Genomic DNA, 24876 nt, shown 5'->3' on the forward strand with positions numbered 1-24876 from the left:
TCGGCGAGAGGGTTGAGGTGCGCCGTCTCGCCGAGCCGGGGTTCCTGCGGGAACCGTCAGGTCACACGGTGGTCTTGACCGTGATGGTGCCGTCGACGATCTTCTTCTTCGCCTCGTCCAGCTGCGTCTGGATGTCGTCGATGAAGCCACCGCTGGTGGCCAGGCCGACACCGCCCTTGGCGAGGGAGTAGATCTGGTTGCCGGTCAGCGGCGTGCCGTTGTGGACGGACTTGACGAAGTCGTAGACGCCGACGTCGACGTTCTTGACCATCGAGGTCAGGATCGACTCCTTGTACTTGCTCAGACCCTGGATGTTGTACTGGTCCGAGTCCACGCCGATGGCCCAGGCACCCTTGACGCCGGAGACGGCCTCGATCGCGCCGTTGCCGGAGGAGCCGGCCGCGCTGTAGATCACGTCGGCGCCCTTGTCGAGCTGGCCGGACGCGGCCTCCTTGCCCTTGTCGGGGCTGGCGAAACCGGAGAAGTCGGAGCCGCGGGTCAGGTACTGGACCTCGACCTTGACCTTGGGGTTGGTGTCCTTGACGCCCTGGACGTAGCCCGCCTCGAACTTCTTGATCAGCGGGGTGTCCACGCCACCGATGAAGCCGACGTGGTCCTTCTTGGTCTTCAGCGCCGCGGCGACACCGGCCAGGTAGGAGCCCTGCTCCTCGGTGAAGGTGATGCTGTCGACGTTCTTGGCGGTCGCGACCGCGTCGATGAGGCCGAAGCTGACCTTCGGGTACTTGGCGGCGACCTTGTCGACCGAGGTCGCGTAGGAGAAGCCGACGGCGACGATCGGGTTGTAGCCGGCGTCGGCCAGGTCGGTCAGCCGCTGCTCACGGTCGGCCTCGGTGTCGGAGCTCTTGGCGGTCAGCTCCTTGAGGGAGCCGCTGAACTCCTTCTCGGCCTTGTCGGCGCCGCGCGCGGCGGAGTCGTTGAAGGAGCGGTCACCACGGCCGCCGACGTCGTAGGCGAGGCCGATCTTGACGCCGCCCTTGGCGCCGTCCGACGACGAGGAGGACGGGCTGTCGTTCTCGGAGGAGGTGCTGCCACAGGCTGTGGCAGTCAGTGCGAGAGCTGCGGTTGCGATACACGCAGCGGAAAGCTTGGCTACCCGGCGCACGGGAGGCTCCTTCACCTGACCTGAGCGCCTAGTCGGCGCTTCATGTGAGCACCATGCCAGTGCTCGGGCCCGGACGCCCTGGTGGCGTCGGCTTCGCGGCATCGTAACGCGCGTAGATGTCAGAAAATAACCCATGGGGAAGCCGTTATCGATTCGAGGCAAACGCCTTCTGAACTCCCGCTCTTACGGCTTCCGGGCCGATGGTTTCCGATGGCGCACGATTGGCTTACAACCGTGTTGCGCCAATCGAAGGAGCGGCTCCCGAAGGAGCCGCCGCCCGTTCGGGCGGCCCCCGCCTCGACCGGCGCCGCGGCCGTGAGCTTCTCCGCACCGGCCGTGACCACGTACTCGTCGGCACCGAAGTCGTCCCGGCGCGGACAAGGGCTGGTCACCCTTGCCACCGACGCCACAGGCCAGGGCCACCCTCAGGGTTCTTGCCGACATTACCGGTGGGCCCGCCGGACGAGCCACCACGGGCGGACACCGTGACGGCGAGGGCTGCGACCGCAGCACCCGCCAGGGCGATACGGGGCACGCGGCGCGTGAACGGGGCCGGATCCCCTCGTGTGGAACCCCAAGCGACGCATGCGCGGGAAACCGTGTCCGGTCGGGCCCGCCAGGGCACGTCAAGGCATGTCAAGGCACGCCGGGAGAGACGTCCGCTGACCGAAGATTGACCGAAGCCGGGCAAAAATTGACCGAGCACGGACAAAGGCAAAACCAGGCCCGCCCTACCTTCTGACCCATGCCCCCACAGCCACCGTCTCCTCCCCGGGCTGCCGCCGCCCGCCCCTCCCCCAACCTCCCGGTGCTGCCCTACCGCAAGCCCACCAAGGGCCGCGACTACTGGGTGCTGGACGATGTCCTGCCCGGCGTGGACGCCGTACGCGAGCGGTGTCTCGCCAAGGACGACTGGACGAAGGGCCACCCCTACACCTCGGAGAGCTGGCCCGGGCTGCGGGCCATGCCGGGTCTCGAACCAGCCGAGCTGGGGCGGATCGAGCGGCTGGTGCGGCAGGCGACCGGGGCGAAGGAGCTCTGGGTACAGAAGGCCCCCGGCGGCGGCACCCTCAACCACAACTGCGTCCAGGTGGTCGGCGAGGGCGAGAGCACGCCCCGCCCCCACACGGACTCACGGGCACTGTGCCGGTACGCGGCCGTGCTCTACCTCAACCCGGGTGTACACAAGGACTGCGGCACCAGCTTCTACCGCCAGTCCCTGCCCGGCGGGCGTCTTGGCGGCAACACGGTCCAGGCCCCGCACAACAACCTGGTCGAGGCGCTGGGCACCCGGTTCGTGACACCGGACGCCTTCGAGGAGGACGTACGGGTCCCGCACAGGTACAACCGCCTGCTCCTCTACAACGCCAACCTCGTGCACAGCGCGACCGGTTACTGCGGGACGACCCTGGAGGAGAAGCGGATGACGGCGGTGTTCTTCTGGATGGCGTGAGCCTCTTCTCACCTCCGTGCCCTTCCGTACGAGCAGCGCCCCGGTCGCGTGGACCGGGGCGCTGCTCGTTTCCGCTGTCCGACCGAGGCCACGGCGTCCGTCATCGCCTTGCGCTTGGACGGCCGCCGCATGGACGGAGCCAACGCACACCACCCGGTCGCGGCCGGCCCGGGCCGGCCGGGTGAGGCACCGGACCTTGCCGGACGGCCGGAAGGACCCCTCCCCGGCCTTCCTGCTTCTGTAGCTACTTCTGTCGCTCCTGGGCGTCGAGCAGCGCGGCGGCGGTGAACAGTTCCACGCCGACCGTGATCGCGTACTCGTCTGCGTCGAAGTCGCCCTGGTGCAGATCGCGCGTTCCCCGCTCCCCCGGCCTGCGCACGCCGAGCCGGGCCATCGCGCCGGGCACGTGCTCCAGGTACCAGGAGAAGTCCTCGCCGCCGAGGCTCTGGGCGGTGTCCTCGACGGAGTGGGTGCCGCGCCGGGCGGTCATGGCGTCGCGCAACAGCTCCGTGACCTCCGCGTCGTTGACGACGGGCGGCACGCCGCGCACATAGGTGATCTCCGACTTGGCCCGGTACAGGCCGGCGATCTCGTCGACGGCCGCGTGGACGAGGTCGGGGGCCTGGTGCCAGGTGTCGAGGTCGAGGCAGCGGACCGTCCCGGAGAGTTCGGCGTGCTGCGGGATCACGTTGCAGGCGTGCCCCGACTCGATCCGGCCCCAGGTCACGGAGAGCCCGCTGCGGGCGTCGACGCGCCGGGCCACGAGCGCGGGCACCTCGGTGGCGACGCGGGCGGCGGCGGTGACGAGGTCGGTGGTGAGGTGGGGGCGCGCGGTGTGGCCGCCGGGGCCGTCGAGCGAGATCTCCAGGCGGTCGCAGGCGGAGGTGATGGGACCGTGGCGCAGGCCGATCCGCCCGGCCTCGACCTTCGGGTCGCAGTGCACGGCGATGATCCGGCCGACCCCGTCGAGCGCGCCGCACTCGATCGCGTCGGCGGCGCCGCCGGGCAGCACCTCCTCGGCGGGCTGGAAGAGCAGCCGCACCGGCCGCGGCAGAGCGCCCTGGCGGTGCAGTTCGGCGAGGACGAGCCCGGCGCCGAGGACGACGGTGGTGTGCACGTCGTGGCCGCAGGCGTGGGCGCGGCCGGGCACGGTGGAGCGGTACGCGCAGTCACTCTTCGTGTCCGGGATGGGAAGGGCGTCGATGTCGGCGCGCAGGGCGAGCACGGGCACAGCGGTGCCGCCGTCCTGGCCGTCGGGGTCGACTCCGATGTCACCGATGTCACAGACGAGTCCGGTTCCGGTGGCGAGCACGCGCGGCTTGAGGCCGGCCTTCTCAAGCCGTGCCTTGATGGCGGCGGTGGTGCGGAACTCCTGGTTGCCGAGCTCCGGGTGCATGTGCAGGTCACGTCGGAACGCGACGAGTTCGGCGCGCAACGCCTCCGGCAGCGTGCCGGGAAGCGCGGCTTCCCCGGGGAGATCGGCCTCGGACTCTCGGGACATCAATTGGTTCACCCCATGAAGGGTAGGACGCCCGAGCGGTCAACTGACCAGGATCAACAAAATTTCAACCTGTTAGAGGAAGAAAATCTGACCGCCGGAGGCATACTCGCGAACTGGAATGGGTAAAATAGTGGCCCTTTCCCGGCAGCCACTCGCGTCCACCCGTGTCCAGGTTGCCACGCCGTCCACCGCGTCGCGGGAACTGTCCACCCACCGAAACAGCCGGGTTCACGGCACATGAACATTGGCCGACAGGCACCGCCGCCCGCGTGAACGCGCCTTCGGCCGCGCCGCCCCCGGGTAACGTGCACCCCCGTGACCGCCCCGAACCAGGTGTCCGTTCCGGACTCCATACAGGCCGCCGTACCGGACTCACCGGACTTCCTCCAGGCCACCCGCGCGTCCTACGACGCCATGGCCGCCGACTACACAGAGCGATACGCGGACCACTTGACGGACCTTCCCCTGGACCGCGCCCTTCTCGCCGCCTTCGCCGAGCTGGTGCGGGCGCAGGGCACCGCGCCCGTCGCGGACATCGGCTCCGGCCCCGGGTACGTCACCGCGAGACTGCACGCCCTCGGCGTCCCGGTGTTCGGCGTGGACCTGTCCCCGCGCATGGTGGCACTGGCCCGCCAGGCCCACCCCGAACTCCGGTTCCACGTGGGCTCGATGACATCCCTGGACCTCCCGGACGAGACGCTGGGCGGGGTCCTGGCCCTGTACTCGATCATCCACGTCCCGGACGCCGCCCTGCCCGCGGTGTTCGCGGAGTTCCACCGTGTCCTGGCACCCGGCGGCCATGTCCTCCTCGGCTTCCAGGCGGGCCCCGACGACGGCCCCCTGCACCTCGCGGAACGCTTCGGCCACGAGATGTCGCTGGACTACTGGTTCCGTACGCCGGACCGGGTGGCCGAACTCCTGGCCAAGGCGGGCCTGACCCTGCACGCGCAAACGGTCCGCGAACCGTACGAGGACGAGACCCGCCAGCGCGTGTACCTGCTGGCGCGCAAGCCGATGGCGTAGCCCGGGGACGACTCCCGGGCCGCGCCCGCATCATGGGCGTATGGCGCGCCTCCATGACATCGTCGTCGACTCGGCCCACCCGGCCCCACTGGCCCGCTTCTGGGCCGCCGCGCTCGACGGTTACGCGATCGCCCCGTACGACGAGGCCGAACTCGCCCGGCTGCGGGCGCTGGGGATCGACGGTCCGGAGGACGACCCGACGGTCCTGCTGGAACCACTGGACGGCGGTCCCCGGCTGTGGGTCCAGCGCGTCCCGGAGCCCAAGCGCGGCAAGAACCGGCTCCACCTGGACCTGACGGCGCCCGACCTGGCCGCCGAGCTCGACCGGCTCACGGCGCTGGGCGCGACCGTCCTCTCCCGCCACGAGGCCCATGTGGTCCTGCTGGACCCGGAGGGCAACGAGTTCTGTGTGGCGGAGGGCGCCTGAAAGCCCTCAGGGGGTGCGGGGTACGGGCGTTCAGCCCGTCGCCTTCGCTTCCTTCGTCGGGCGGCCCGACTCCGTCGACACGCGCTGCACGTCCCGGGCCGAACCGGTGACGCCCGAGAGGAACCCCTGCGCCCGCGGGGAAGCGTTCGCGGTCAGCCAGGCCGGGTCGATGTCGCAGACGGCGACCTTGACATCTGTGCCCGCCAGGGCCAGGGGGAGGGTGTGCACGACCGTCGAGGGGAAGCTGAGGATCGTACGGCCGATGGGGCCGCGGCGGGCGATCAGTTCCAGGGGGAGGTCCGGGCGGACCACCTCAAGGCCCGTGCAGGCCGCCAGGTCGTGGAGTTTCTCGGCGCTCTCGCGGCGGTGGGCGAAGTAGCGCGTCACACCGTGGGCCTTGGCCAGGGCGCGGACCGCGTCGCGGTAGCGGTCGGCGTCGACCACACCCGTCTCGACGAGTGACGTGCCGACCATGTCGGCGCCCTCGGAGATGACCGGGGGGCCGAAGCGGGAGCGGGTCCAGGCGAAGTCGTTGGAGGTGACCTCGACGCCCTTGGGGGTGTCCTCGATCGGCATCGAGGAGAAGATCTCGACCCGGCGCCTGCCGCCCGGGGTCAGCCGGCGGCGGGCCTTCGACGACACCGGGATGAACAGCAGGTCCCGCGCCCCGGGGCGCTGCGACTTGCGGTGCCAGCGCACCAGGCGCTCACCGCGCGCGAGTTGGGAGACGAACTCCATGGTCGCCGTGCCGTCGTCGACCACGACGAGGTCGCGGGCCTTGGTGATGTTGAGGAGTACCTGGACATAGCGGGAGAACGGGTCTCCCATGACGATCCGTTCCGTCCTGCGCAGCAGGGGGGCGAGACCGCCGATCGTGCGGAAAGGGGCCGAGGTTCCGGCCCGCGCGTCCTCCCAGCGGACCTCGTGGCCCTCCTCGCGGGCGAGTTCGGCCATGCGGCGCAGCTGGCCCCGGGTCATCGGGTCGACCGGGGAGAGGACCACCAGGGTCAGTCCGCCACGGGAGGGTTCCCGGTGGACCTCCGGCCGGCTCTGGCCCCTGCGCCAGCGGCGCGACGCCTGTCCGGGGACCCTTCCGGAGAGTTTGCCCCTTTTGCGGGCGGAAACAGCCGACGCCGGACCGCCGGCCCCCTCCGGGCTGAGCGCATGCGCGTGCACATGCGCCCATTCCAGCACGTTCAGAAGCTGGACCGGGCTCTCGACGAAGGCGAGAGTTTGGGGGCCGGTGGTACCGGCGCGTGGGCTCATCGACGTACGACCGTCGCTTCCGTGAGTACGGACTGGGGGATCCGCGTGGACGACAGTGGTCACCGGCGGCTGGCGCCGGTGAGGCCGCTGAGTGGTGCGGATCAGGCGGTGACGGGCTCGCCCGCCGCAGCCGCGATCTCCGCGTCGGCGATGACGCCGGAGACACGACGGAGCTTCTTCATCGGGCCGATCTCGGACTCGTAGACCTTCTTGACGCCGTCGCCGAGGGACTCGGAGATGGTGCGGATGTCACGGACGAGGCGGGTCAGGCCCTGCGGCTCGACGGAGGCGGCCTGGTCGGAGCCCCACATCGCGCGGTCGAGGGTGATGTGACGCTCGACGAAGGTGGCACCGAGGGCGACCGCGGCCAGCGTGGTCTGCAGGCCCGTCTCGTGGCCGGAGTAGCCGATCGGGACGTTCGGGTACTCCTTCTCCAGCGTGTTGATCACGCGGAGGTTGAGCTCCTCGGCCTTCGCCGGGTAGGTGGACGTCGCGTGGCAGAGCAGGATGTTGTCGCTGCCCAGCACCTCGACCGCGTGACGGATCTGCTTCGGGGTGGACATACCCGTCGACAGGATGACCGTACGGCCGGTCTTGCGCAGGGCGACGAGCAGCTCGTCGTCCGTCAGGGACGCGGAGGCGACCTTGTGGGCCGGGACGTCGAACTTCTCCAGGAACGCGACGGCCTCGGTGTCCCACGGGGAGGCGAACCAGTCGATGCCGCGCTTCTTGCAGTGCTCGTCGATCTGGCGGTAGTCGTCCTCACCGAACTCCACACGGTGGCGGTAGTCGATGTAGGTCATGCGGCCCCAGGGGGTGTCGCGCTCGATGTCCCACTGGTCGCGCGGGGTGCAGATCTCCGGGGTGCGCTTCTGGAACTTGACCGCGTCGCAGCCGGCTTCGGCGGCCACGTCGATCAGCTTGAAGGCGTTCTCAAGGTCACCGTTGTGGTTGATGCCGATCTCGCCACAGATGTAGACGGGCTGGCCGGGGCCGGCGGTCTTGGAACCGAACGAGCGCAAGCGGGTGGAGGTCATTCTGGGGGTTCCTTACTTCTTGTTGAGGGGGTCGAGAGAGGGGCCGAGGATCCAGCTGGCGATCTCTCGGATCGCGCCGTCGCCGCCGGGAACGGTGGTGACCGCGCGTGCGGCGCCGCGCACAACGTCGTGGGCGCTCGCGACCGCCACGGGCCAGCCCACGAGGGCGAAGCACGGGAGGTCGTTGACGTCGTTGCCGACGTAGAGCACGCGCTCCGGCGCGATGCCCTGCTCCTCGCACCACTGCTTCAGCGCGAGGTCTTTCCGGTCGATGCCGTGCAGCACGGGCAGCTGTAGCTTCCGTGCGCGGGCGGCGACGACCGGGTTCTGCTCCGAGGACAGGATCAGCATGGTGAGGCCGCTCTTGCGCAGAGCGGCGATGCCGAGTCCGTCACCGCGATGCACGGAGACGAATTCCCGTCCCTCGGAGTCGATCAGCACCCTGTCGTCGGTCTGGGTGCCGTCGAAGTCGAGTACGACCGCGTCGATGTCGTCGGCGGTCGGGAGGGCGCCGGGGCGGTTCGCGTCGAAGAGCGTCGCGAGGGCCCGGGCGCGGGCGAGGTCGTGCGGGTCGTCGATCTCCAGCACACGGGCCGGGTCGGTGCGCACGGGTTCGGTGTGACCGAAGAAACGGTGCTTCGACCGGCGGAAGCCGGTCGCGTTCATGGCGTAGACGGCGCCGGTCTCCAGGAGGTCCTGGGGGCGGTCCTGGCGGCGGGGCCGGAAGGACTTGTCGTGATTCACGCCATAGCCGCCGCCGACGGTGACCGTCTCGGTGGCCACGGAGCCGGTGCCGCCCTCGACGGCCGTGCGCTCGCCGGGCACCGGCTGCGGGTCGTCGGCGGCGTCGCGCCAGATGAAGCCGTGGAAGGGCGCGACGGTCAGCGCGCTGTCCGCGCCGTTGTGCACGACCGCGTTGACTACGCCGTCCACGTCCTCGCGGATGATGAACGGGCTGGTGCACTGGACGAGCAGGACCACGTCGACCGTGGCGCCGTGCAGCGTCTCGTGGGCGTCCATGGCGTGCAGGACGGCGGCCTCGGAGGTCGCGGTGTCACCGGCGATGGCCGCGGGACGCAGCACGACCTCGGCGCCGGCCTGCCGGGCTGCGGCGGCGATCGCCTGGTCGTCCGTGGAGACCACGACGTCCGTGACCAGCTTGGCGGCGAGGCACTCGCGCACCGCGCGGGCGACCAGCGGGACCCCGCCGACCGGCAGCAGGTTCTTCGCGGGCACGCCCTTGGAGCCCCCTCTCGCGGGGATCACTGCGAGCACGCGGGGCCGCGCGGTCGCTCGGCCCGCTTCCAGGTTGGACTCCGGGTTGGACATTGCCTGTACTCCTTGACGCTCTTCGCGTGTTTGACGGGGGATCCGGTGGGTCACAGTTCCCCCATCCGCCGGATCACGGGCGCGACGCGCTGCACGCCGTGCCGGTAGGCGCCGCGGGCCGCGCGACGCACGATCTGCCGCACCGCTCCCGGCTCCTTGTCGGCGGCCGGCGCTCCGGGCAGCGGAACGCCGTCGGGGCCGAGGTGGTGCCGAGCGAGAATACCCGGCAAATATCCGGGAGCCGTCATCGGTGTGTAGTACGGGGCCAGGGGCGGAAGCTTCGAGGATCCCAGAAGACGGTCGATCCTGTCGCGTGCGGCGTCGAAGGCCGTCTCGTACGAGCCATCGGCGGCGACTCCTTGGCGGGCCACCCACCCGGCGTCGGGAACGGGCTGGTGACCGGCGTCGAGCTGCTCCCAGGAGGCGAGGCAGCCGGAGCCGATGAAGTGGTGGTTGCCGAGTGCCTCGCGCACGCCCAGGTCGCTCAGCACGACGGTCGGGATGCTGCGGTGCAGGGACTCCAGAGCGGCCGTGGAGCTGATGGTGACCAGCAGGTCCGTGCGGTCCAGGACCTCGCCCATGTGCCCGTACACGAGCTTGAAGTTGGGCGGAAGGTCGGCGCGCTGGGCCAGTTTCTGGTAGGGCAGTTCCTCGATGTGGGTGGTGTGCTCGCCGGGCTTGGAGCGCAGCTTGAGCAGCACCTCGCGCTCGGGGTGCAGCCTCGCGTGCTGCACGAGCCGGTCGAGGAGATACGTACGGTCCTTGCGGCTCTCCGGGACGGAGGGCTGAGCGGCGAACACCACGGTGTACGGGTGACCATGCTCACCCGTGTAAGTCGCGCCACCCAGGAACGGAAGTGCGACTTCGGTCACAGAGGACGAATCGGCACCGACTCCGTCGTACACGGCCTTGAAGCGGTCGGCGTCCTGGCGGGAGTTCGCGAGGACCAGGTCGGCGCCGTGCCGCAGCAGGAGCCCGTCGGCGAGCTTTTCGTAGACGACCCCGACATAGCCGGTGACGACGACGGGGCGCAGAGCCGTGTCGTCCCACACCTGTGCCAGGCCGTGCAGCATCGCCTGGACGCCACCGCCGACGAGGGCGAGCACGAGGATGTCGTACGGCTCCTCCTGGTCCATGGCCCGCAGGAACTCCAGGGCGGTCACCTCGCGCAGCGAGTCCGCCCTGACGCCCACCTCCTGGAGCTGGCGGGCGGTGGGGGTGGCTCTGCCTCGGAGGAGGTAGCCGTCAAGATGAATGTCGGAATTATCAGGAGAAATACGGCTGGCTGTGAGCGCACCCCATTTCCACCGAGTGTCGGAATCGGCGAGGACGGCGACCCTCATGGGGCTCGTGGTACTGGCTGGCACGCCCAAGACCTTAAGCCGACATGGGGGGCTTCCACCCAATCCCAAGGCAACAAAGGGTTAACAAAGGGTCGCGTCGACTTGAATCAAGACGTCAAACGTGCAGAAACCCCCTTGATTCACCGGGCGGACACATGTAGTTCACCCGACATCAAACCCCGGGTAAAGTGAGACCACCGGAGAGGCTCTAACCTCGGACTCGTGGTCAAGCTCTCCGTCATCGTGCCGTTCTACAACGTGCAGCAATACGCGCCCGACACTCTGAAGAGCCTGCGCGCCAACGCGCGCGAGGACTTCGAGTTCATCCTCGTCGACGACTGTTCTCGCGACGAGACTCCGGACATCCTCGCGCGCGCAGAGCGCGAGCTGCCGGGCGCCGTGCTGGTCAGCCACGAGAAGAACGGAGGCCTGGCCACCGCCCGCAACACCGGTATCGACAAAGCGCGTGGCGAATACCTCACGTTCCTCGACGGCGACGACTGGCTCGCGCCCGGCTATTTCCCTCAACTCCTCGAATCTATTGAGGAGTTGGGCTGCGATTTCGTTCGCACGGACCATGTCCAGTGCACCAACAGGGCACGCGCGATCCATCGGGTCCCGCACGGCCGGCGCGGGGTCGTGATGTCACCGCGGGACGCGATCCTGCCCACCGACCGCACCACCTCCGTCGACTACGCCTACGCCTGGGCGGGCATCTACCACCGCCGGCTCGTCGACCGCGGCATCCTGCACTTCACCGACGGGCTGCGTACGGCGGAGGACCGGCCGTGGATCTGGAAGCTGCACCGGGAGGCGGAGTCGTTCGCCGCGGTGGGGCTGCTCGGCGTCTTCTACCGGCGTGGGGTCGCCTCCTCGCTCACCCAAATCGGTGATGTTCGCCAACTCGACTTCATCAGGGCCTTCGACCAGGTCATCGAGGAGACGGCCCGGGACCCCGAGGCGGATAGGCTGCTGCCGAAAGCAGTGCGCACCTACTGCGCGATCATGGCTCATCATCTCGGAGCGATCGAGAGGTTCGAACCCGCCGTGGCCCGAAAACTGCGCTCCCTGAGCGCCGCCGCGCTGAAGCGGATGCCGCAGGACGTCCTCGCGGAGGCCATCGACTCGATGGACGCCCAGCGGGCCAACCGACTGCGGAAGGTGCGGCGCAGGCCCGTCTCCGCGTCCGCCGGGACGGTGTCCGTCTGATGTCCGGCAGCAAAAAGACCCGCACCACGCAGATCTTCTGCGCGTCGACGCTGTACGGCGCCGCCACGCTGGCCGCCGCCCTCGACGCCGGGCTCTTCGGCCCCGCCGACCGAAGACTGCTGGTGATCACCAACAACGCGGCCAACCCCGAGATCACCCCCGGGCTCGACGCGATGTCCGGCTTCGACCGGGTGAGCGGGCGGTTCGACGAGGTCCTTTCCTGGAACGAGACGATCGCCCCGTTCCACCCCAGCGGCTGGGGCCCGCGCGCCGACGACGTCCCGCTGTGGGAGCGGCACCTGCGGCTGCTGTGGAACCTCGGGGACGACAACATCCAGCTGGTCGTCGAGTCCGTGCAGGTCAACCCGGCTCTCGCGCTGTGCCAGCTGTTCACCGGCGCTCCCGTCGACGTCTACGCGGACGGCCTCATAAGTTATGGCCCCACGCGCGACAAGATCGACGCGCTGGTCGGCACCCGCATCGGGCGCCTGCTGCACCTCGATCTCGTCCCGGGCCTCACCCCGCTGCTGCTCACCGAGTTCGGCGTGCCCGCCGAACTCGTGCCGTCCGAGGCGTTCCTGAAGGTGCTGGGCGAACTCGCCGAGGCCGGGGACGAGACGGTGAACTGGGAGAACCTCCCGCAGGGCCGGCCCGCGCTGCTCCTGGGCCAGTACCTCTCCGCGCTCGGCATCCTCACCCCGCGCGAGGAGGAGGAGCTGCATCTGCGCATGGTGCGCGGCGCCGTGAAGGCCGGACACCTCTCGCTCGTCTTCAAGCCGCACCCGACCGCGCCCACGGCCTGGTCGCGGTCCCTGGAGACGGAGGCGAAGAAGCTCGGCGCGGAACTCACCGTCCTGGACCGGCCCGTGCTCGCCGAGGTCATCTTCCAGCGGCTGCGTCCCGCGCTGGTCGTCGGCTGCTTCTCCACCGGCCTGTTCACGGCCGCCGGCCTCTACGGCATCCCGGTCGCCCGGGTCGGCACGGACACCGTGCTGGAGAAGATCACGCCGTACCAGAACAGCAACCGTGTGCCCCTGACCATCGTCGACCTGCTGCTGCCGGACCTCGCGGACGCCAAGGCCGTCAAGAAGTGGGCGATGCCGTCGGAGAAGCAGGTCGGCAAGAACCTGGCCGGGCTCGTCAAGGCGATCGGCTTCTGCATGCAGCCCCGGATCTATCCCCGGCTGCGCCCGGAGGCGGAGAGCTACCTCTCCAAGCACCTCACCGAGCAGACCTGGCGCTACTTCAAGCGCCGCCGTCTGACCTCGCTGGCACTGCCCGGCGCCCTGCCGTCCCAGCTGTCGTTCATCCCGCGCAACGCGACCGTGCGCCGGATCGCGCGCAGGGCGCGGGCGCTCAGCAGGACCGTCAAGCGGTGACCGGTGAATCTGTGACAACGGGCACTGCGAAGATTTAATCTGCCGAACGCGTCGCCCCCCGTTTCGTATACGGACGGGTGGCGACGCGTAGGTGTGTGTACGCGTGGGCGTCCCCGCCCGTACGCGTGCGTGCATACGTCAATGACCTGACCGGTTGTTCATCCGTGAGAGTTCTGTGCTACCTCTTTGGCTTGCCCCTGACTCTCCTGGTTGCCGTCGATGAGTCAGTTTCTCTTGTTCTGCTGTGCACTCGTTCTCTTGTCCCAGCTGCGAAAGGCCACCCGATGACCGCGGCCGATCAGACCATGGCCCCCCCGCTACCGGGCCCGCCGCCGGCCCCGCGGTCCGGGAGTGCCGAACCGGCCGCCGCGCCCGCCGCCGAAACCGTGAAGCGCCGCCCGGTCAGCCGGCTGAAGGCGCTGGACGGACTGCGGCTGGTGGCCGCCCTGATGGTCTGCATGTACCACTTCGCCGGCAAGAACGGCCAGGTCGCCGAGTCCTGGCACCAGTCGCCCGGTGTGATGTTCCCGACCCTGTCCCGGTTCGCCACCTACGGCAGCCTCGGGGTGCAGTTCTTCTTCGTCATCAGTGGCTTCGTGATCTGCATGAGCAGCTGGGGCAAGACGCTGGGCGACTTCTTCCGCTCGCGCATCGCCCGTCTCTACCCGGCGTACTGGGTCGCGATCGTCATGGTCACCGCCGCCTCGTTCCTGATGCCGGTGGTCGTGCACCATGTGCGCGGCGACGAGTTCCTGGTCAACCTCACGATGATGCAGCAGCCGCTGGGCGTGCCGCGTGTCCTGGGCGTGTGCTGGACGCTGTGGGTGGAGCTCAAGTTCTACGTGCTGTTCGCGCTGTTCGTGGTCTGGAAGGGCGTCACCTACCGCCGGGTGGTGACGTTCTGCATCCTGTGGACGCTGGCCGGCGCCTTCGCCCGCGTCGCGGACAACCCGCTGATCTCGGAACTCACCTTCCGTGACCACGCCCCCTTCTTCATCGGCGGCCTGGCCCTCTACCTGATCCACCGCTACGGCAGCGACCTGCTCCTGTGGGGCATCGTCGGCATGTCGTACCTGCTGGGCCAGCGCTACTCGGTGACGGCGCTGTGGCACCCGGGCGCGCAGGGCGACTTCGTGCGCAACCCGCTGGTCATCCAGGCCATCGTGCTGGTCGCCTTCGCGTCCGTCGCGGTGGTGGCGCTGGGCTGGACGAGCTGGGCGAACTGGAACTGGCTGACGGTCGCGGGCGCGTTGACGTACCCCTTCTACCTGATCCACGAGCACCTGGGCTGGTTCTTCATCCGGGTCCTGCACCGCGGCTGGGGCCTCGACCCGTACCTGACGATCCTCGCGACGGTGGCGAGCCTGCTGTCGCTGGCCTGGCTGATGCACCGGTTCGTCGAGAAACCGTTCGGCTCCCGGCTGAAGCGGACGATGACGCTCCAGTCGAAGAAGCTGGGCGAGAAGCTGAAGCAGGCGTAGCGGACAGCGGACACGAGGAGGCCCGGGGTCGGACACCGACCCCGGGCCTCCTCGTGTTCATGCCTGTCAGGACCGTGCGGCCCTGACCCTCTTCACGACCTTGCGGACCGTCGGGTTGCGCCGCAGCGTCTCCGCGCGGACCGCGCTGCCGCCGGGGAGGCGGAGGCTGGTCAGGCGGCGGCGCTTGAAGTAGTGGGCGTTCTCCGAGAGGTGAGTCGACAGCCAGGCGGCGACCTCGTCGCGCAGCTGCGGGTGCTTGCGGGACTGCATGCAGTACCCGACCGCCTTCACCAGCGGCGACAGCCGCTCGACGAGCCCGGGGTCGTCGGACGGTGTGCCGATGCTGGACGCGAGGTCGCGTTCGGCGTCGGGCAGGGCCGCGTCGATGATGGTGAGCGGGATGCGGTTGCTGTTCTCGTACGGCGTGATGCGGTCGAGGAGCGTCTCCGTGCCGACGCGGGCGACCGGGATGCCGTAGAAGGTCGCGGCGGTCATCAGCGCGGTGGAGAAGCAGCCCACGACGAGCTGCGGCTTCAGGAACGCGAACACCGTCTCGGCGAGCACCGGCTCGTTCAGCACGCTCAGGTGCACGCCGAGTTCCGTGGCGGCGGACTGGAGGGACGTGGAGTACGCCGCCGGGGCGCTCGGGTGCGGCTTGAACAGGACGGCCGTGTGACCGGCCTTTGCCGCCGCCCGGAGCATCCGGACGTGCAGCTCCTCCTCTTCCTCCTGGGTGATGAGGTTGATGGCGGACAGGTACTGGCCGAGGAGCACGGCCGTCGGGGGGTTCTCGGCCGGGATGCGGGCGGCCAGGATGTCGGCGCCCTGCTCCCCGATCTCGTTGAGCACGCCGACGATCGGCTCGTTGGGGATCGGCACCGGCTCCACGCCGTACTCGGCGAGGAGGAGGGGCCGAAGGCCCGGTATGAGGTCGAGGTGCAGAACACGCGCGATGCGGCTGCTCATGCCGTGCGGGACGCGGTTACGGGTGGGGCCGTAGCTCATCAGGCCGTCCGCGTACACGTGGATCGGGCTGTCGGCGAAGATCTCGGCGACCGCTCGGGAGGGGTTCGCCTGGATCGACTCGCAGGCGATCTCGACGGGCTCGTCACCGAGGTCCCAGGCCAGACGTACGGCCTTCTCCCACATGATGGCGTCCTGCGCGCGGGGGGACCAGCCGGCCGGGTGGTGCGGGGAGATGAACTCGTTCCAGGAGCGCACCTCGTCGAACTCGGGCCGCAGCTTCTCGAAGCCGGCCATCCTGTCGAGCGGGGTGCCGACCTCCGGAATGGCGGCCGTGTTGCTGACGACCAGGATGCGGCGGTGGTCCTCGCGCGGGCCGAAGAGGCCGGCGCGGATGGCGGCCGTGACGGTCGCCGCGGCGTACTGCGTCGCCGAGAAGAAGATCTGGATCATGCCGCGATTCCCTTCATACCGCCGCGCACGCGCCGCAGCAGATGGACGCGTTGCTCGCCCATCCCGATGAGGGCGGCCTGGAGCTCGTCCTCGGACATCTTGTTCAGCGCGTCGGCGCTCATCTGCCGCAGTTTCGCGGCCGTGGGCCGGTCGAACCGGCTGCGCTGGAGCAGCTGGTGGGCGATGACGACGCAGTAGTTGCGCAGCGCCTTCTTGCGCAGCAGCCCGACCTCGGGGTCGTTCGCCAGTTCGGCGAGTACGAGGTCGAAGGACCGGAAGAAGTCCAGCTGGCGGACGTCGCCGATCTGGGTCAGGGAGGTGGTGACGCCCCGGCGGTAGAAGACACCGCGCAGGCTGGCGACCGCGTAGGACTCGGCCCTGCGGTGCAGGTCCCAGATCCAGGGGCGGTCCTCGGCGGTCTTGAGACCGTCGTGGAAGCGCAGCAGGCTCTTGTCGAGGAGGCGGCGGTGGTAGACGCCGGCCCAGGCGTAGGGGTAGTCGACCATCGTGGTGTCGTCGACCGGGAGGATCGAGGTGCGCGGGTCCAGCGGGACGTTCCGGCGGCCCTCGGGCGCCCGGTGGACGGCCCGCTCGATGCCGTTGACCTGGACGTGGTCGGTGCGCACGAAGTCGACGTCGTGGCGCTGGATCGAGTCGACGAGGTCCTTCAGATAGCCCGGGGCCAGCCAGTCGTCACCGTCGAGGAAGGTGAGGTAGGTGCCTTCGGCCGCGTCGATGCCGGTGTTGCGCGCGGTGGCCAGGCCGCCGTTCTGCTCGTGCTGGATCACCCTGCCGTGCTTCAGCCGCTTCGTCAGTTCCAGCAACGCCTCGTAGGTCTTGTCCTTCGTCGAGCGGTCCTCGATGAAGATGAACTCGAAGTCGTCCTGGTCGTTGTTGACGAGACTCGCCACTGTGTCCGAGACGTAGGTCTCGATGTTGTAACAAGGGACGATGACGGACAGTATCGGGGATCGGTTGGTCACGCGCACACCTGGGCTCTCTCAGCTGCAGATTCCGCGACAGTAAGAGTTATTCGGCGCCGGATGTCAACTCGGTCCCGGCCGGACAGCGCTCGAAGGATGAGGGCCGGGCCGAACTCCCAGCGCGTCATGACGACTTGCCGTACGTCGTCCTGATCCCTGCGAGCACCAGCCCCAGCCCTTCCTCGAACTGTCGGTCGTAGTCCTGGAAGACCTCGGCGCCGGCCGCGGCCGACAGGGGAAAGTCTGCCATCCGCCGGGCCCGCTCCTCGACGTCGTACCCCTCCCGGCGCTCGCCGGGCAGCGGCTGGACGCCCTGTTCCTCCGTGACGAAGCCAATCGTATAGACGTACGCCGTCATGTTCGCCCGCACGGCCTGGGCCGGGGTGAAGCCCGCCTCGACGAAGCAGCGGAGGTTCTCCTCCATCTGTACGGCGTGCTCGACACCGGTGAAACGGGAGCCGCTGAACACCTTGGCGCCGTCGCGGTAGCCGAGCAGGGCGTCGCGCAGGCCGCGGTTGGCGGCGAGCAGCCGCTCGTCCCAGGGGACGTCGGGGCCAGGGGGCGGGCCGGCGACCATCCGCCGGTACATCTCGGTCGCCATCTCGTCGAGCAGTGCCTGCTTGTCCTTGAAGTGCCAGTACAGGGCGGGCGCCTTGACGTCCAGTTCCTTGGCGATGGCACGCAGGGTGAGTCCGTCGAGGCCGACCTCGCCCAGGAGTCTGAGTGCGGTGTCCGCGACGCGTTTGCGGTCGAGGGGGGCTCGGCGTCCGGGCCGTTCGGGTCGTCGCTCTGGTTCCGCTGGTTCCGTGCTCACGCTTGACAACTTAACACCGTTAAGTCCACTCTCGGAGAGCAAGGTGACTTAACAACGTTAAGGAGATGGTCGTGATGGCCGCCGTACTGACTGACGTACTGGTGGTGGGCGCGGGTCCCACCGGACTGGCACTCGCCGTGGACCTCGCGCGGCGCGGGGTGGACGCGGTGGTGGTGGAGCGGGCCGGGAGGCTGTTCCCCGGATCGCGGGGCAAGGGCATCCAGCCGCGCACGATGGAGGTCTTCGACGACCTCGGGGTGGTGGACGCGATCCGGGCGGCCGGCGGCCCGTACCCGGTCGGGATGATCTGGCGGGACGGCGAGCGGGCGGGCGAGCACCGGATGTTCGACCCGGCGGAGGAGTCGGGGACGGACGGGGACTCGCCGTACGGCGCCGAGCCGTGGATGGTGCCGCAGTGGCGGACTCAGGAGATCCTGTCCGCGCGGCTGACGGAGCTGGGCGGTCGGGTGGAGTTCGGCCGCGAGGTCGTGGGGTTCGAGCAGGACGCGGAGGGCGTGACGGTCGCCTTCGCCGCCGGGGAGCCCGTCCGGGCCCGGTACGTCGTCGCGGCCGACGGTGGCCGCTCGACGGTCCGCCGGGCGCTGGGCATCGGGATGACGGGCGAGACCGTCGACCCGAACCCGATCCTCGTGGCGGACGTACGGATCACCGGGCTGGACCGCGACAACTGGCATGTCTTCCCGCCCGGCGATGCGGGCGAGGGGTTCATGGCGATCTGCCCGCTGGCCGGGACCGAGGACTTCCAGCTCGTGGCCCAGTTTCCGGAGGGGGACCACCCGGACCTGTCCCTGGAAGGCATCCGCAAGGTCGCCGCGACCCGCTCGCACCTTGCCCCCGAGGACGTGACCGAGGTCCGCTGGGCCTCCGACTTCCGCCCGCGCGCGGCACTGGCGGACAGCTTCCGCGCCGGCCGCGTGTTCCTCGCCGGGGACGCGGCGCACGTCCACTCCCCCGCCGGGGGCCAGGGCCTGAACACGAGCGTCCAGGACGCGTACAACCTGGGCTGGAAGCTGGGCGCGGTGCTGCGGGGCGGGGCGGCCGAGTCCCTGCTGGCCACGTACGAGGAGGAGCGCCGGCCGATCGCCGGGCAGATGCTGGGCATCTCGACGGGGGTCCACCGCGGCGAGATCAGGCGCGGCGAGGCGACCCGGCAGCTCGCCCTCGGCTACCGCGACTCGTCGCTGACGGTGGAGACGCGCCCGTCCCCGGGCCCGGTCCACGCGGGCGACCGCGCCCCGGACGGCACGGTGGACGGCGTACGCCTCTTCGACGCGTTCCGCGGCCCGCACTGGACCCTGCTGACGGTGGGCACGGCCACTTCGCTTCCGACGCTCCCGGTCCCCACGCTCCGCCTCCGCTCGTACGGGCCGTACGGCACGGGCGTCTTCCTCGTCCGCCCGGACGGCTACGTCGGCTGGGCGGGGGCCACGGCGGAGGGGCTGCGGGAGTACGCGGCGGGGCTGGGCGTCCAGGGCCCGGTGTAGGAACGGGCCGGCGACATCTTCACGGCGCGGACGACAGGCCCACGGTCAGCCGTCGAGGAGGGTGTCCACGGAGAGTCCCCTTCCGATCACCCATTCGAATGAAGCGCCCAGCTCAGGGGGCATCGGAAGGCGCGGCGGGCCTGTACATCGGTTCGACGGGTAGTCCTGGGGCCGACTCGCGCGTCATGGTGTGTGCCTCGGCGTAACTTGCACGGGGGTCAGGCGATGAGCTTCGGGGGGTCCGGCTTGCGTACCAGGGGCATGCGAAAGGTGATGTCCGCCGTTCTCACGGTTCTGGTCGTGGGCGGCTGCACGGTGCAGACCACCGACCCGGACGGCGACCCCCGGTCGCCCGTGCACATCCAGGTCTCGCACCCGCCCTCCGACGACAGACCCGGCGCCACGGCCACACCGGCGCCCAGGTCCCCGTCCACGTCCACGCCCAAGAAGGCGGATCCCGTTACCTCGCCGCCCGCCGCCGTCCTCTGGTCGCGCGGTGACAGCGGGCGGGACGTGCGGGAACTCCAGGCGCGGCTGCGTCAGGTCGCCTGGCTCTTCGACGGGCCGACCGGCTCGTACGACGATCTGACGGAGACCGCCGTCAAGGGCTTCCAGGGCAAGCGCGGGCTGCCGCGCACCGGACGGACCGACACCGTCACCTGGCAGCGGCTGCTGCGGATGACGCACGAGCCAGGGCAGTGGGAGCTGTATCTGATGGGCGGGCAGCCGGCCGCCTACCCCGACCCGCGCTGTCTCACGGGCCGGGTGCTGTGCATCAGCAAGACGAGCCGGACGCTGCGCTGGATGATCGACGGCCGGACCGTCTCGACGGTGGCCGTGCGGTTCGGCAGCCAGTACACGCCGACCCGGGAAGGCGTCTTCAGCGTCTACTGGAAGTCACGGCACCACGTGTCGACGCTCTACGACTCCCCCATGCCCTACGCGATGTTCTTCAGCGGCGGCCAGGCCGTCCACTACTCCGCCGACTTCGCGGCCCGCGGTTACGGCGGCGCCTCGCACGGCTGCGTGAACATCCGGGACGAGACGGCGATCGCCGCGATCTTCGCCGAGGTGAGCACCGGCGACAAGGTCGTCATCTACTGGTGAGCCCGCGGCGGTGAAGGGGGCAGCAGGGAGAGTTTGGGGCGCGGACGGGACCGGGGGAACGTGTCCCGCCCGCGCCAGGTGCACGAGCCGAAGGTACGGGGGGAACCCCCGGCTCTGTGCGAGGAACCGATGACCAGTCGGCTCACTTCCTACTGCGTCGGCGCCGCCGAAAGTGTCACACCCGGCACGCGGGAACTTCGCCGGCGCGCGTCCGTGCAGGTCGGCGCGGTGCGCAACGGTCGATCCCGGCGCCGTGCGGTGCGGCTCGCGCGGAGAGGCGTGACCGGGTCCTACGCGGCCTACGGGGCTCAGGTGGCCGTCGGCATCGGCAGGACGCCGTACGACGGGTCGGGGTCCGGGGCCGGTTCGTTCTGGGGCTCGTCCGCCCTGAGCGCGGTGAAGGACGTCGGTGTGGGCGTCGGCTTCGCCGCGGCACGGCCGCCGCGGCCCCCGCCGTCGCCGCTCCCGTGGCCGCTTCCACCGCCGTCGCCGCCGCCGTTGCCACCACTCACGCCGTTGCCCTTGCCGCCGGTGTCCCCGGCGCCGTTCTGCCCGTCCTCGGGGCCGGTGGCCGCGCCGCCCGCCCCGGTGCCGGTGCCCGTGTCGACGTTCGAGCGGACGGCCGGTTCGTCCCTGAGGGTGTCCTCGCAGTACTGCGGCACCTGCTCGGCACCCTTGGCCGCCTTCTCCAGGGCCCGTCTGCGCTCCGCCTCCAGCTTCTTGCCGCTGCGCATGTCACGGCAGGACAGGGCGAGCGCGCTGCGCCAGTCACCGGGCAGGGCCGGGTCGGAGCGGGACTCCTGTCCCTCGCCGGTCGGGCTGCTCCCGGGCTCGTCACCACCGGCGGCGCCCTTGTCGAAGGAACCCCCGGCCGTGCTGCCGGGCCGGAGGGACGGGACGCCCTTGCCCCGGGTGGCGTCCGGCGACGGCGAGGCCCGCATGGGGTCGCGTGACTCACCGGCCGACACGGTGGCGGCGGGGCGGCCGGGCTCGTCGCCGCCGAACAGGTTCGGCAGGACGGCGACACCGGCGGCCATCGCGGCCGAGCCGACCATGCCGACGGCCAGCGCGGCACCGAGCCCCAGCCGCAGGGGACGGCCCCAGCGGGCCTTACGGGCACCGCTCCGGGGCGCGGCACCGAAACGCCCGAAGCCTCCCACCCGTACGAGGCCCATGTCCGAGTCCGGGTCCGAGGCGGGCAGGATGGCGGTCGCGGGAGCGGCGGTGCTGAGGTCCGGGGCCGGGCGGGCCTTGCGGAAAGCGGCCAACGCGGCTGCCTCGCCCGGGAGTTCGGCGTTGCCGGGCGGGGTCTCCACGGAGAGCGCGCCCAGGGTCTTGGCGAGCAGCTCGGCCCGGTCGCGGGCTTCGGGGCCGGCGGACTCCAGTGAGGTCTCCAGCGGCTCCCCGCTCAGCAAACGCTCCGCCGCAGCGCGGTCCAGCCACCTGTACGGGTCGTCGTCGGCCATCACATGTCCTTCTGCGTCCGCGAACGCGTATGCGTCACACCGGCCGACGACACCGCACGTCCGTGCGGTTCCCGTGGGGGCGGCAGCGCGTCGAGTGCGGCGGTCGCGTCCGGGTCCGCCCCCAGCAGCTCCGCGAGCCGTCTCAGACCTCGGTGCGCCGCCGTGCGGACTGCTCCGGGGCGCTTGCCGAGGGTCTCGGCGGCGGTCTTGGCGTCGAGGCCGACGACCACCCGCAGGACGACGGCCTCGGCCTGGTCCTGGGGCAGCTGGGCGATGAGGGCGAGGGTGCTGTCGGTGGCCAGCGACTCCATGGCCTCGCCCGCCGTGTCGGAGTCGGCGGCCCGGCCGGACAGTTCGGTCTCGTCGCCGCCTATGGCGGGGCGGCGCCCGCGCATCCGTATGTGATCGAGGGCACGGTTGCGGGCGATCCGGGCGGCCCAGCCCCGGAAGCGGTCCGCGTCCCCGCTGAAGCGGTCCAGGTCACGGGCGATCTGGAGCCAGGCCTCGGACGTCACGTCCTCGGCGTCCGGGTCGCCGACCAGCGTCCGCACGTACCCGAGCAGCCGTGGGTGCACCGCGCGGTACACAGTCCGGAACGCGGTCTCGTCCCCGGCCTGTGCCGCAAGCACCGCGGTGGTCAGCTCCGCGTCGTCCCCCTGCACCGCGCACACCTCAAGATTTCAGTGGATGCAGTTTGCCTGTCGTCCGCAGCCTGTAGCGAAAGGCACGTTACGGCGTGAAAGTGCTCCTCGTCCATGTCCGTACAACGTGCAACTAACTCGTGACGCGGTGACGGTGTGACAGAAAACGCACGCGCGGCGCTGTAGGAGATACGGGCCGCCGCGCGGCCCGTGCCGCGCGACGGCCGGGGCCTCTCCTGTGGGGGGTGGCGGCCCCGGTCGTTGCCATCGGCGCCCAGCGGGGCCCTCCGTCATCGCCAGTCGTCCCGGCGCCGGGTGCGTGCCACCTTGTGCGCGCCGGAGTCCCGGGCCACGACAAAGGCGGCGACCGCCTTCCTCTCCCCTTCGCCGGTGGTGCCGTCGTCCCGTGGGCCTTCGCGCAGGGCTGCCGCGAGCAGCCCGGCCAGGCGCCATGGCGGCCGGCCGCCTGTCCTGTCGTCGCCGTTCATGTGACTTCTCCCAGTTGCCGGGCGAGGCGTTTCAGGCCCCTGTGCGCGGCCGTGCGTACCGCGCCGGGGCGTTTGCCGAGGACACGGGCGGCGGCGGGGGCGTCGAGACCGACGACGACGCGGAGCAGGACCGCCTCGGCCTGGTCGCGCGGAAGTCCGGCGATGAGCCCGAGGGCGTACTCCGTGGAGAGGATCTCCAGCGCCTGGTCGGGGGTGCTGTACGGGCCGGGCAGGTCCAGTACGTCCTGTTCGAGCGGCGCCCCCTGGGGCCGGGTCCGTCTGCGGCGCAGCAGGTCGAGGGCGCGGTTGCGGGCGATGGTCGCCGTCCAGCCGCGGAAACCGGCGCCGTCGCCCTTGAAGCGGCCCAGGTCGCGGGAGATCTCCAGCCAGGCGTCGGACGCCACGTCCTCCGCCTCGTCGCCGACGAGCCCGCGCAGATAGCCGAGGAGTCCGGGCTGCACGAGCCGGTACGCGACCGCGAAGGCCGCCTCGTCCCCGTCCTGGGCCCGCGCGACGGCGTCGCCCAGCTCCGCGTCGTACGCCTGTACCCGGCGGGGTTCCCGTCGTTGCTGGCCCAAGCGCTGTCCCCGTCCGTACCGGCGCACCGAGTGCGAGTACGGGTTCGACTCCCCGTCCCCATGGGCATCTGCGTCGCTCAGCGCGGAAACGTCACTGCTCGCGCCGGTTCAGACCGCGGTCGCGTCCCGGCACAGCAGCCGCAGCGAACCATGGCCGGCGAAACAGCGGCGGGCCTCGTCGACCGGGTCCCACAGCCGGCCGTCGGCCGTACGGACCCAGTGCCCGCCGCCCGACTCCAGCCACTCGGCGGCCCCTCCGGTCCGCCGCACGATCACCTCGCCCGTGTACGCCCCGAAGCCGCGCAGCACCGACTCCACGGCGGGGTACGGCGTCTGCTCGCGGCGGAGTTCCTCGATCATCCGGTCGGCGCGCCACAGACTCTGGGTCGAGTAGTCGAGGCGCAGCCGCGCGCCCTCGCGCATCGTCGCGACGGTGTCGGCGGCCCACCGTACGGGCTTCGCGGCGGCCTGCGGACGGGTCGCGCGGGCGGCTCTTTCTGGTGCTCGGTGTGCTGTCACAGTCCAGGAAAGCGCGCAGGCGGCGGCGCGCGTCACCCCATACCGGCGACTGCCCGGGATCGGTGCGGGACCACCCCAGGTCCACCCCGGGACGACCACAGGAAAGCCACAAGATCCGCCCCTGCCCGGGAGCTCAGGCCCGTCCGCGTGCCCGCCGCGACACCACCGCCCGCAGGACGCGCCGCCCCTCCGTCGACACCGCGAGCGCCTGCCGCAGTCCGCCGGAGCCGTTCGCGGCGAGCAGTTCCAGGACGGTGATCTGGCGCCGCAGTTCGGCCGCGACGAGGGGCGAGATGCCCTCCGTACGGCCTTCGCGGTGGGCGTCGACCGAGGAGGGGCCGCCCGCGGAGGCGTCCAGCAGCTCGTGGATGCGGAGGGCGGCGACGGAGCAGTCGTCGGCCCATTCGCGCACGTCGGCGGCGGACCGGGTGCCGGGGGCCGCGGCGAGCATCCGCCGGGCGAGGAGGACGGTCTCGCCCTCGTCGGCGGCGTCGGCCGCGTCGGCGGGGCCGAGCTTGACCCGGGCCTGTTCCAGACGGCTCGCCCATTCCTCCGCGTCGCTGCCGTCGGCGAGGCTGGTCCACAGGGGACGCAGGATCTCGTCGTCGCCGCCGAGAAGGGACACGCACCGATCCAAACAAGCCAGTCCGCTGACTGTCAGGCCGAGTTCGTCGGCCTCGGCGATCAGTTCCACCAGGCTCATGCGCGCCTCCCGGCTCTCCGGCTCCAGGGGCGCCATCCCTTACGGAGCCCGTACTTTCCTCTGCTGCGTGCAACGTACCCGGAGC

The 24876-nt window shown here is 70.6% G+C and carries 23 protein-coding genes; 8 read left to right on the forward strand and 15 right to left on the reverse strand.

Features of this window, described 5'->3' with window-relative positions; translation table 11 throughout:
* Window positions 1–61: 61 nt before the first annotated feature.
* Window positions 62–1123: a BMP family lipoprotein gene (locus OG595_RS14860; protein WP_329272118.1), complete on the reverse strand. Its 1062-nt coding sequence runs from the start codon at window positions 1121–1123 to the stop codon at window positions 62–64.
* A gap of 745 nt (window positions 1124–1868) precedes the next feature.
* On the opposite strand from OG595_RS14860, the gene OG595_RS14865 reads away from it, so the two are divergent.
* Window positions 1869–2576 (forward strand): DUF6445 family protein, encoded by a 708-nt coding sequence (locus tag OG595_RS14865; protein WP_329272119.1) that lies wholly within the window; start codon window positions 1869–1871, stop codon window positions 2574–2576.
* A gap of 244 nt (window positions 2577–2820) precedes the next feature.
* Here OG595_RS14865 and OG595_RS14870 read toward each other — a convergent pair whose 3' ends face one another.
* Window positions 2821–4077: a M20 family metallopeptidase gene (locus OG595_RS14870; protein WP_329282882.1), complete on the reverse strand. Its 1257-nt coding sequence runs from the start codon at window positions 4075–4077 to the stop codon at window positions 2821–2823.
* 315 nt (window positions 4078–4392) lie between these two features.
* Between OG595_RS14870 and OG595_RS14875 the strand changes: the two genes are divergently transcribed.
* Both OG595_RS14875 and OG595_RS14880 read left to right on the forward strand, forming a co-directional pair.
* The gene (locus OG595_RS14875) at window positions 4393–5100 is read left to right on the forward strand and encodes a class I SAM-dependent DNA methyltransferase (RefSeq protein ID WP_329272122.1); all 708 of its coding nucleotides are present in this window, start codon (window positions 4393–4395) and stop codon (window positions 5098–5100) included.
* 40 nt (window positions 5101–5140) lie between these two features.
* Complete coding sequence (locus OG595_RS14880) at window positions 5141–5527, forward strand: VOC family protein (protein WP_329272124.1); 387 nt, start codon at window positions 5141–5143, stop codon at window positions 5525–5527.
* A gap of 30 nt (window positions 5528–5557) precedes the next feature.
* Here OG595_RS14880 and OG595_RS14885 read toward each other — a convergent pair whose 3' ends face one another.
* The 4 genes from OG595_RS14885 to OG595_RS14900 all read right to left on the reverse strand — a co-directional run bounded on the left by OG595_RS14885 (window position 5558) and on the right by OG595_RS14900 (window position 10526).
* Window positions 5558–6793: a hypothetical protein gene (locus OG595_RS14885; RefSeq protein WP_329272127.1), complete on the reverse strand. Its 1236-nt coding sequence runs from the start codon at window positions 6791–6793 to the stop codon at window positions 5558–5560.
* Window positions 6794–6894: 101 nt separating this feature from the next.
* Window positions 6895–7830: an N-acetylneuraminate synthase family protein gene (locus tag OG595_RS14890; protein WP_053745842.1), complete on the reverse strand. Its 936-nt coding sequence runs from the start codon at window positions 7828–7830 to the stop codon at window positions 6895–6897.
* Between the two features lie 12 nt (window positions 7831–7842).
* Window positions 7843–9159 carry an N-acylneuraminate cytidylyltransferase gene (locus tag OG595_RS14895; RefSeq protein WP_329272131.1) on the reverse strand — a complete coding sequence of 439 codons (1317 nt, stop codon included), beginning with the start codon at window positions 9157–9159 and terminating at the stop codon, window positions 7843–7845.
* Window positions 9160–9209: 50 nt separating this feature from the next.
* On the reverse strand, window positions 9210–10526 hold the full coding sequence (locus OG595_RS14900; RefSeq protein ID WP_329272133.1) for a DUF6716 putative glycosyltransferase: 1317 nt from the start codon (window positions 10524–10526) through the stop codon (window positions 9210–9212).
* A gap of 198 nt (window positions 10527–10724) precedes the next feature.
* Between OG595_RS14900 and OG595_RS14905 the strand changes: the two genes are divergently transcribed.
* From OG595_RS14905 to OG595_RS14915, 3 genes are all read left to right on the forward strand, one after another.
* A complete protein-coding gene (locus tag OG595_RS14905) occupies window positions 10725–11711 on the forward strand; it encodes a glycosyltransferase family 2 protein (RefSeq protein WP_329272137.1) in 987 nt (328 codons plus the stop codon).
* The gene (locus tag OG595_RS14910) at window positions 11711–13090 is read left to right on the forward strand and encodes a polysialyltransferase family glycosyltransferase (protein WP_329272139.1); all 1380 of its coding nucleotides are present in this window, start codon (window positions 11711–11713) and stop codon (window positions 13088–13090) included. Before OG595_RS14905 ends, OG595_RS14910 begins: the two co-directional genes overlap by 1 nt.
* Window positions 13091–13374: 284 nt before the next feature.
* Complete coding sequence (locus OG595_RS14915; RefSeq protein WP_329272141.1) at window positions 13375–14571, forward strand: acyltransferase family protein; 1197 nt, start codon at window positions 13375–13377, stop codon at window positions 14569–14571.
* A gap of 66 nt (window positions 14572–14637) precedes the next feature.
* On the opposite strand, the gene OG595_RS14920 is transcribed toward OG595_RS14915, so the two are convergent.
* The 3 genes from OG595_RS14920 to OG595_RS14930 form a co-directional block, all read right to left on the reverse strand.
* Entirely contained in the window at window positions 14638–15987 is a 1350-nt protein-coding gene (locus tag OG595_RS14920) for a polysialyltransferase family glycosyltransferase (protein WP_329272143.1), read from the reverse strand.
* Window positions 15984–16970, reverse strand: coding sequence for a glycosyltransferase family 2 protein (locus tag OG595_RS14925; protein WP_329272145.1), 987 nt, complete (start codon window positions 16968–16970; stop codon window positions 15984–15986). The genes OG595_RS14920 and OG595_RS14925 overlap by 4 nt, the downstream gene beginning before the upstream one ends.
* A gap of 124 nt (window positions 16971–17094) precedes the next feature.
* Window positions 17095–17784 (reverse strand): TetR/AcrR family transcriptional regulator C-terminal domain-containing protein, encoded by a 690-nt coding sequence (locus tag OG595_RS14930; RefSeq protein ID WP_329272147.1) that lies wholly within the window; start codon window positions 17782–17784, stop codon window positions 17095–17097.
* Window positions 17785–17858: 74 nt separating this feature from the next.
* Here OG595_RS14930 and OG595_RS14935 point away from each other — a divergent pair, with 74 nt between their 5' ends.
* Together OG595_RS14935 and OG595_RS14940 are read left to right on the forward strand one after the other, a co-directional pair.
* Window positions 17859–19289 (forward strand): FAD-dependent oxidoreductase, encoded by a 1431-nt coding sequence (locus tag OG595_RS14935; RefSeq protein WP_329272149.1) that lies wholly within the window; start codon window positions 17859–17861, stop codon window positions 19287–19289.
* A gap of 273 nt (window positions 19290–19562) precedes the next feature.
* Window positions 19563–20396, forward strand: coding sequence for a L,D-transpeptidase family protein (locus tag OG595_RS14940; protein ID WP_443073032.1), 834 nt, complete (start codon window positions 19563–19565; stop codon window positions 20394–20396).
* A gap of 308 nt (window positions 20397–20704) precedes the next feature.
* On the opposite strand, the gene OG595_RS14945 is transcribed toward OG595_RS14940, so the two are convergent.
* The 6 genes from OG595_RS14945 to OG595_RS14970 all read right to left on the reverse strand — a co-directional run bounded on the left by OG595_RS14945 (window position 20705) and on the right by OG595_RS14970 (window position 24791).
* Window positions 20705–21862 carry an ATP synthase subunit C gene (locus OG595_RS14945; RefSeq protein WP_329272154.1) on the reverse strand — a complete coding sequence of 386 codons (1158 nt, stop codon included), beginning with the start codon at window positions 21860–21862 and terminating at the stop codon, window positions 20705–20707.
* Window positions 21862–22524, reverse strand: coding sequence for an RNA polymerase sigma factor (locus tag OG595_RS14950; protein ID WP_329272156.1), 663 nt, complete (start codon window positions 22522–22524; stop codon window positions 21862–21864). Before OG595_RS14950 ends, OG595_RS14945 begins: the two co-directional genes overlap by 1 nt.
* Before the next feature lie 269 nt (window positions 22525–22793).
* Window positions 22794–22991 carry a hypothetical protein gene (locus tag OG595_RS14955; RefSeq protein ID WP_329272158.1) on the reverse strand — a complete coding sequence of 66 codons (198 nt, stop codon included), beginning with the start codon at window positions 22989–22991 and terminating at the stop codon, window positions 22794–22796.
* Window positions 22988–23569, reverse strand: a complete 582-nt coding sequence (locus OG595_RS14960; protein ID WP_329272160.1) for an RNA polymerase sigma factor — start codon at window positions 23567–23569, stop codon at window positions 22988–22990. Before OG595_RS14960 ends, OG595_RS14955 begins: the two co-directional genes overlap by 4 nt.
* Window positions 23570–23677: 108 nt before the next feature.
* Window positions 23678–24088: a hypothetical protein gene (locus tag OG595_RS14965; protein ID WP_329272162.1), complete on the reverse strand. Its 411-nt coding sequence runs from the start codon at window positions 24086–24088 to the stop codon at window positions 23678–23680.
* A gap of 133 nt (window positions 24089–24221) precedes the next feature.
* The gene (locus tag OG595_RS14970; RefSeq protein WP_329272165.1) at window positions 24222–24791 is read right to left on the reverse strand and encodes a hypothetical protein; all 570 of its coding nucleotides are present in this window, start codon (window positions 24789–24791) and stop codon (window positions 24222–24224) included.
* Window positions 24792–24876: the final 85 nt, after the last annotated feature.

It is taken from the genome of Streptomyces sp. NBC_01451, assembly GCF_036227485.1.
In the GTDB taxonomy this organism is placed as follows: Bacteria; Actinomycetota; Actinomycetes; order Streptomycetales; family Streptomycetaceae; genus Streptomyces.

Coding starts and splice junctions, on each gene's coding strand:
- OG595_RS14865 (WP_329272119.1), top strand. CDS start 1,869: ATGCCCCCACAGCCACCGTCTCCTCCCCGGGCTGCCGCCGCCCGCCCC.
- OG595_RS14870 (WP_329282882.1), bottom strand. CDS start 4,077: ATGTCCCGAGAGTCCGAGGCCGATCTCCCCGGGGAAGCCGCGCTTCCC.
- OG595_RS14880 (WP_329272124.1), top strand. CDS start 5,141: ATGGCGCGCCTCCATGACATCGTCGTCGACTCGGCCCACCCGGCCCCA.
- OG595_RS14885 (WP_329272127.1), bottom strand. CDS start 6,793: ATGAGCCCACGCGCCGGTACCACCGGCCCCCAAACTCTCGCCTTCGTC.
- OG595_RS14890 (WP_053745842.1), bottom strand. CDS start 7,830: ATGACCTCCACCCGCTTGCGCTCGTTCGGTTCCAAGACCGCCGGCCCC.
- OG595_RS14895 (WP_329272131.1), bottom strand. CDS start 9,159: ATGTCCAACCCGGAGTCCAACCTGGAAGCGGGCCGAGCGACCGCGCGG.
- OG595_RS14910 (WP_329272139.1), top strand. CDS start 11,711: ATGTCCGGCAGCAAAAAGACCCGCACCACGCAGATCTTCTGCGCGTCG.
- OG595_RS14915 (WP_329272141.1), top strand. CDS start 13,375: ATGACCGCGGCCGATCAGACCATGGCCCCCCCGCTACCGGGCCCGCCG.
- OG595_RS14920 (WP_329272143.1), bottom strand. CDS start 15,987: ATGATCCAGATCTTCTTCTCGGCGACGCAGTACGCCGCGGCGACCGTC.
- OG595_RS14935 (WP_329272149.1), top strand. CDS start 17,859: ATGGCCGCCGTACTGACTGACGTACTGGTGGTGGGCGCGGGTCCCACC.
- OG595_RS14940 (WP_443073032.1), top strand. CDS start 19,563: ATGTCCGCCGTTCTCACGGTTCTGGTCGTGGGCGGCTGCACGGTGCAG.
- OG595_RS14945 (WP_329272154.1), bottom strand. CDS start 21,862: ATGGCCGACGACGACCCGTACAGGTGGCTGGACCGCGCTGCGGCGGAG.
- OG595_RS14955 (WP_329272158.1), bottom strand. CDS start 22,991: ATGAACGGCGACGACAGGACAGGCGGCCGGCCGCCATGGCGCCTGGCC.
- OG595_RS14970 (WP_329272165.1), bottom strand. CDS start 24,791: ATGAGCCTGGTGGAACTGATCGCCGAGGCCGACGAACTCGGCCTGACA.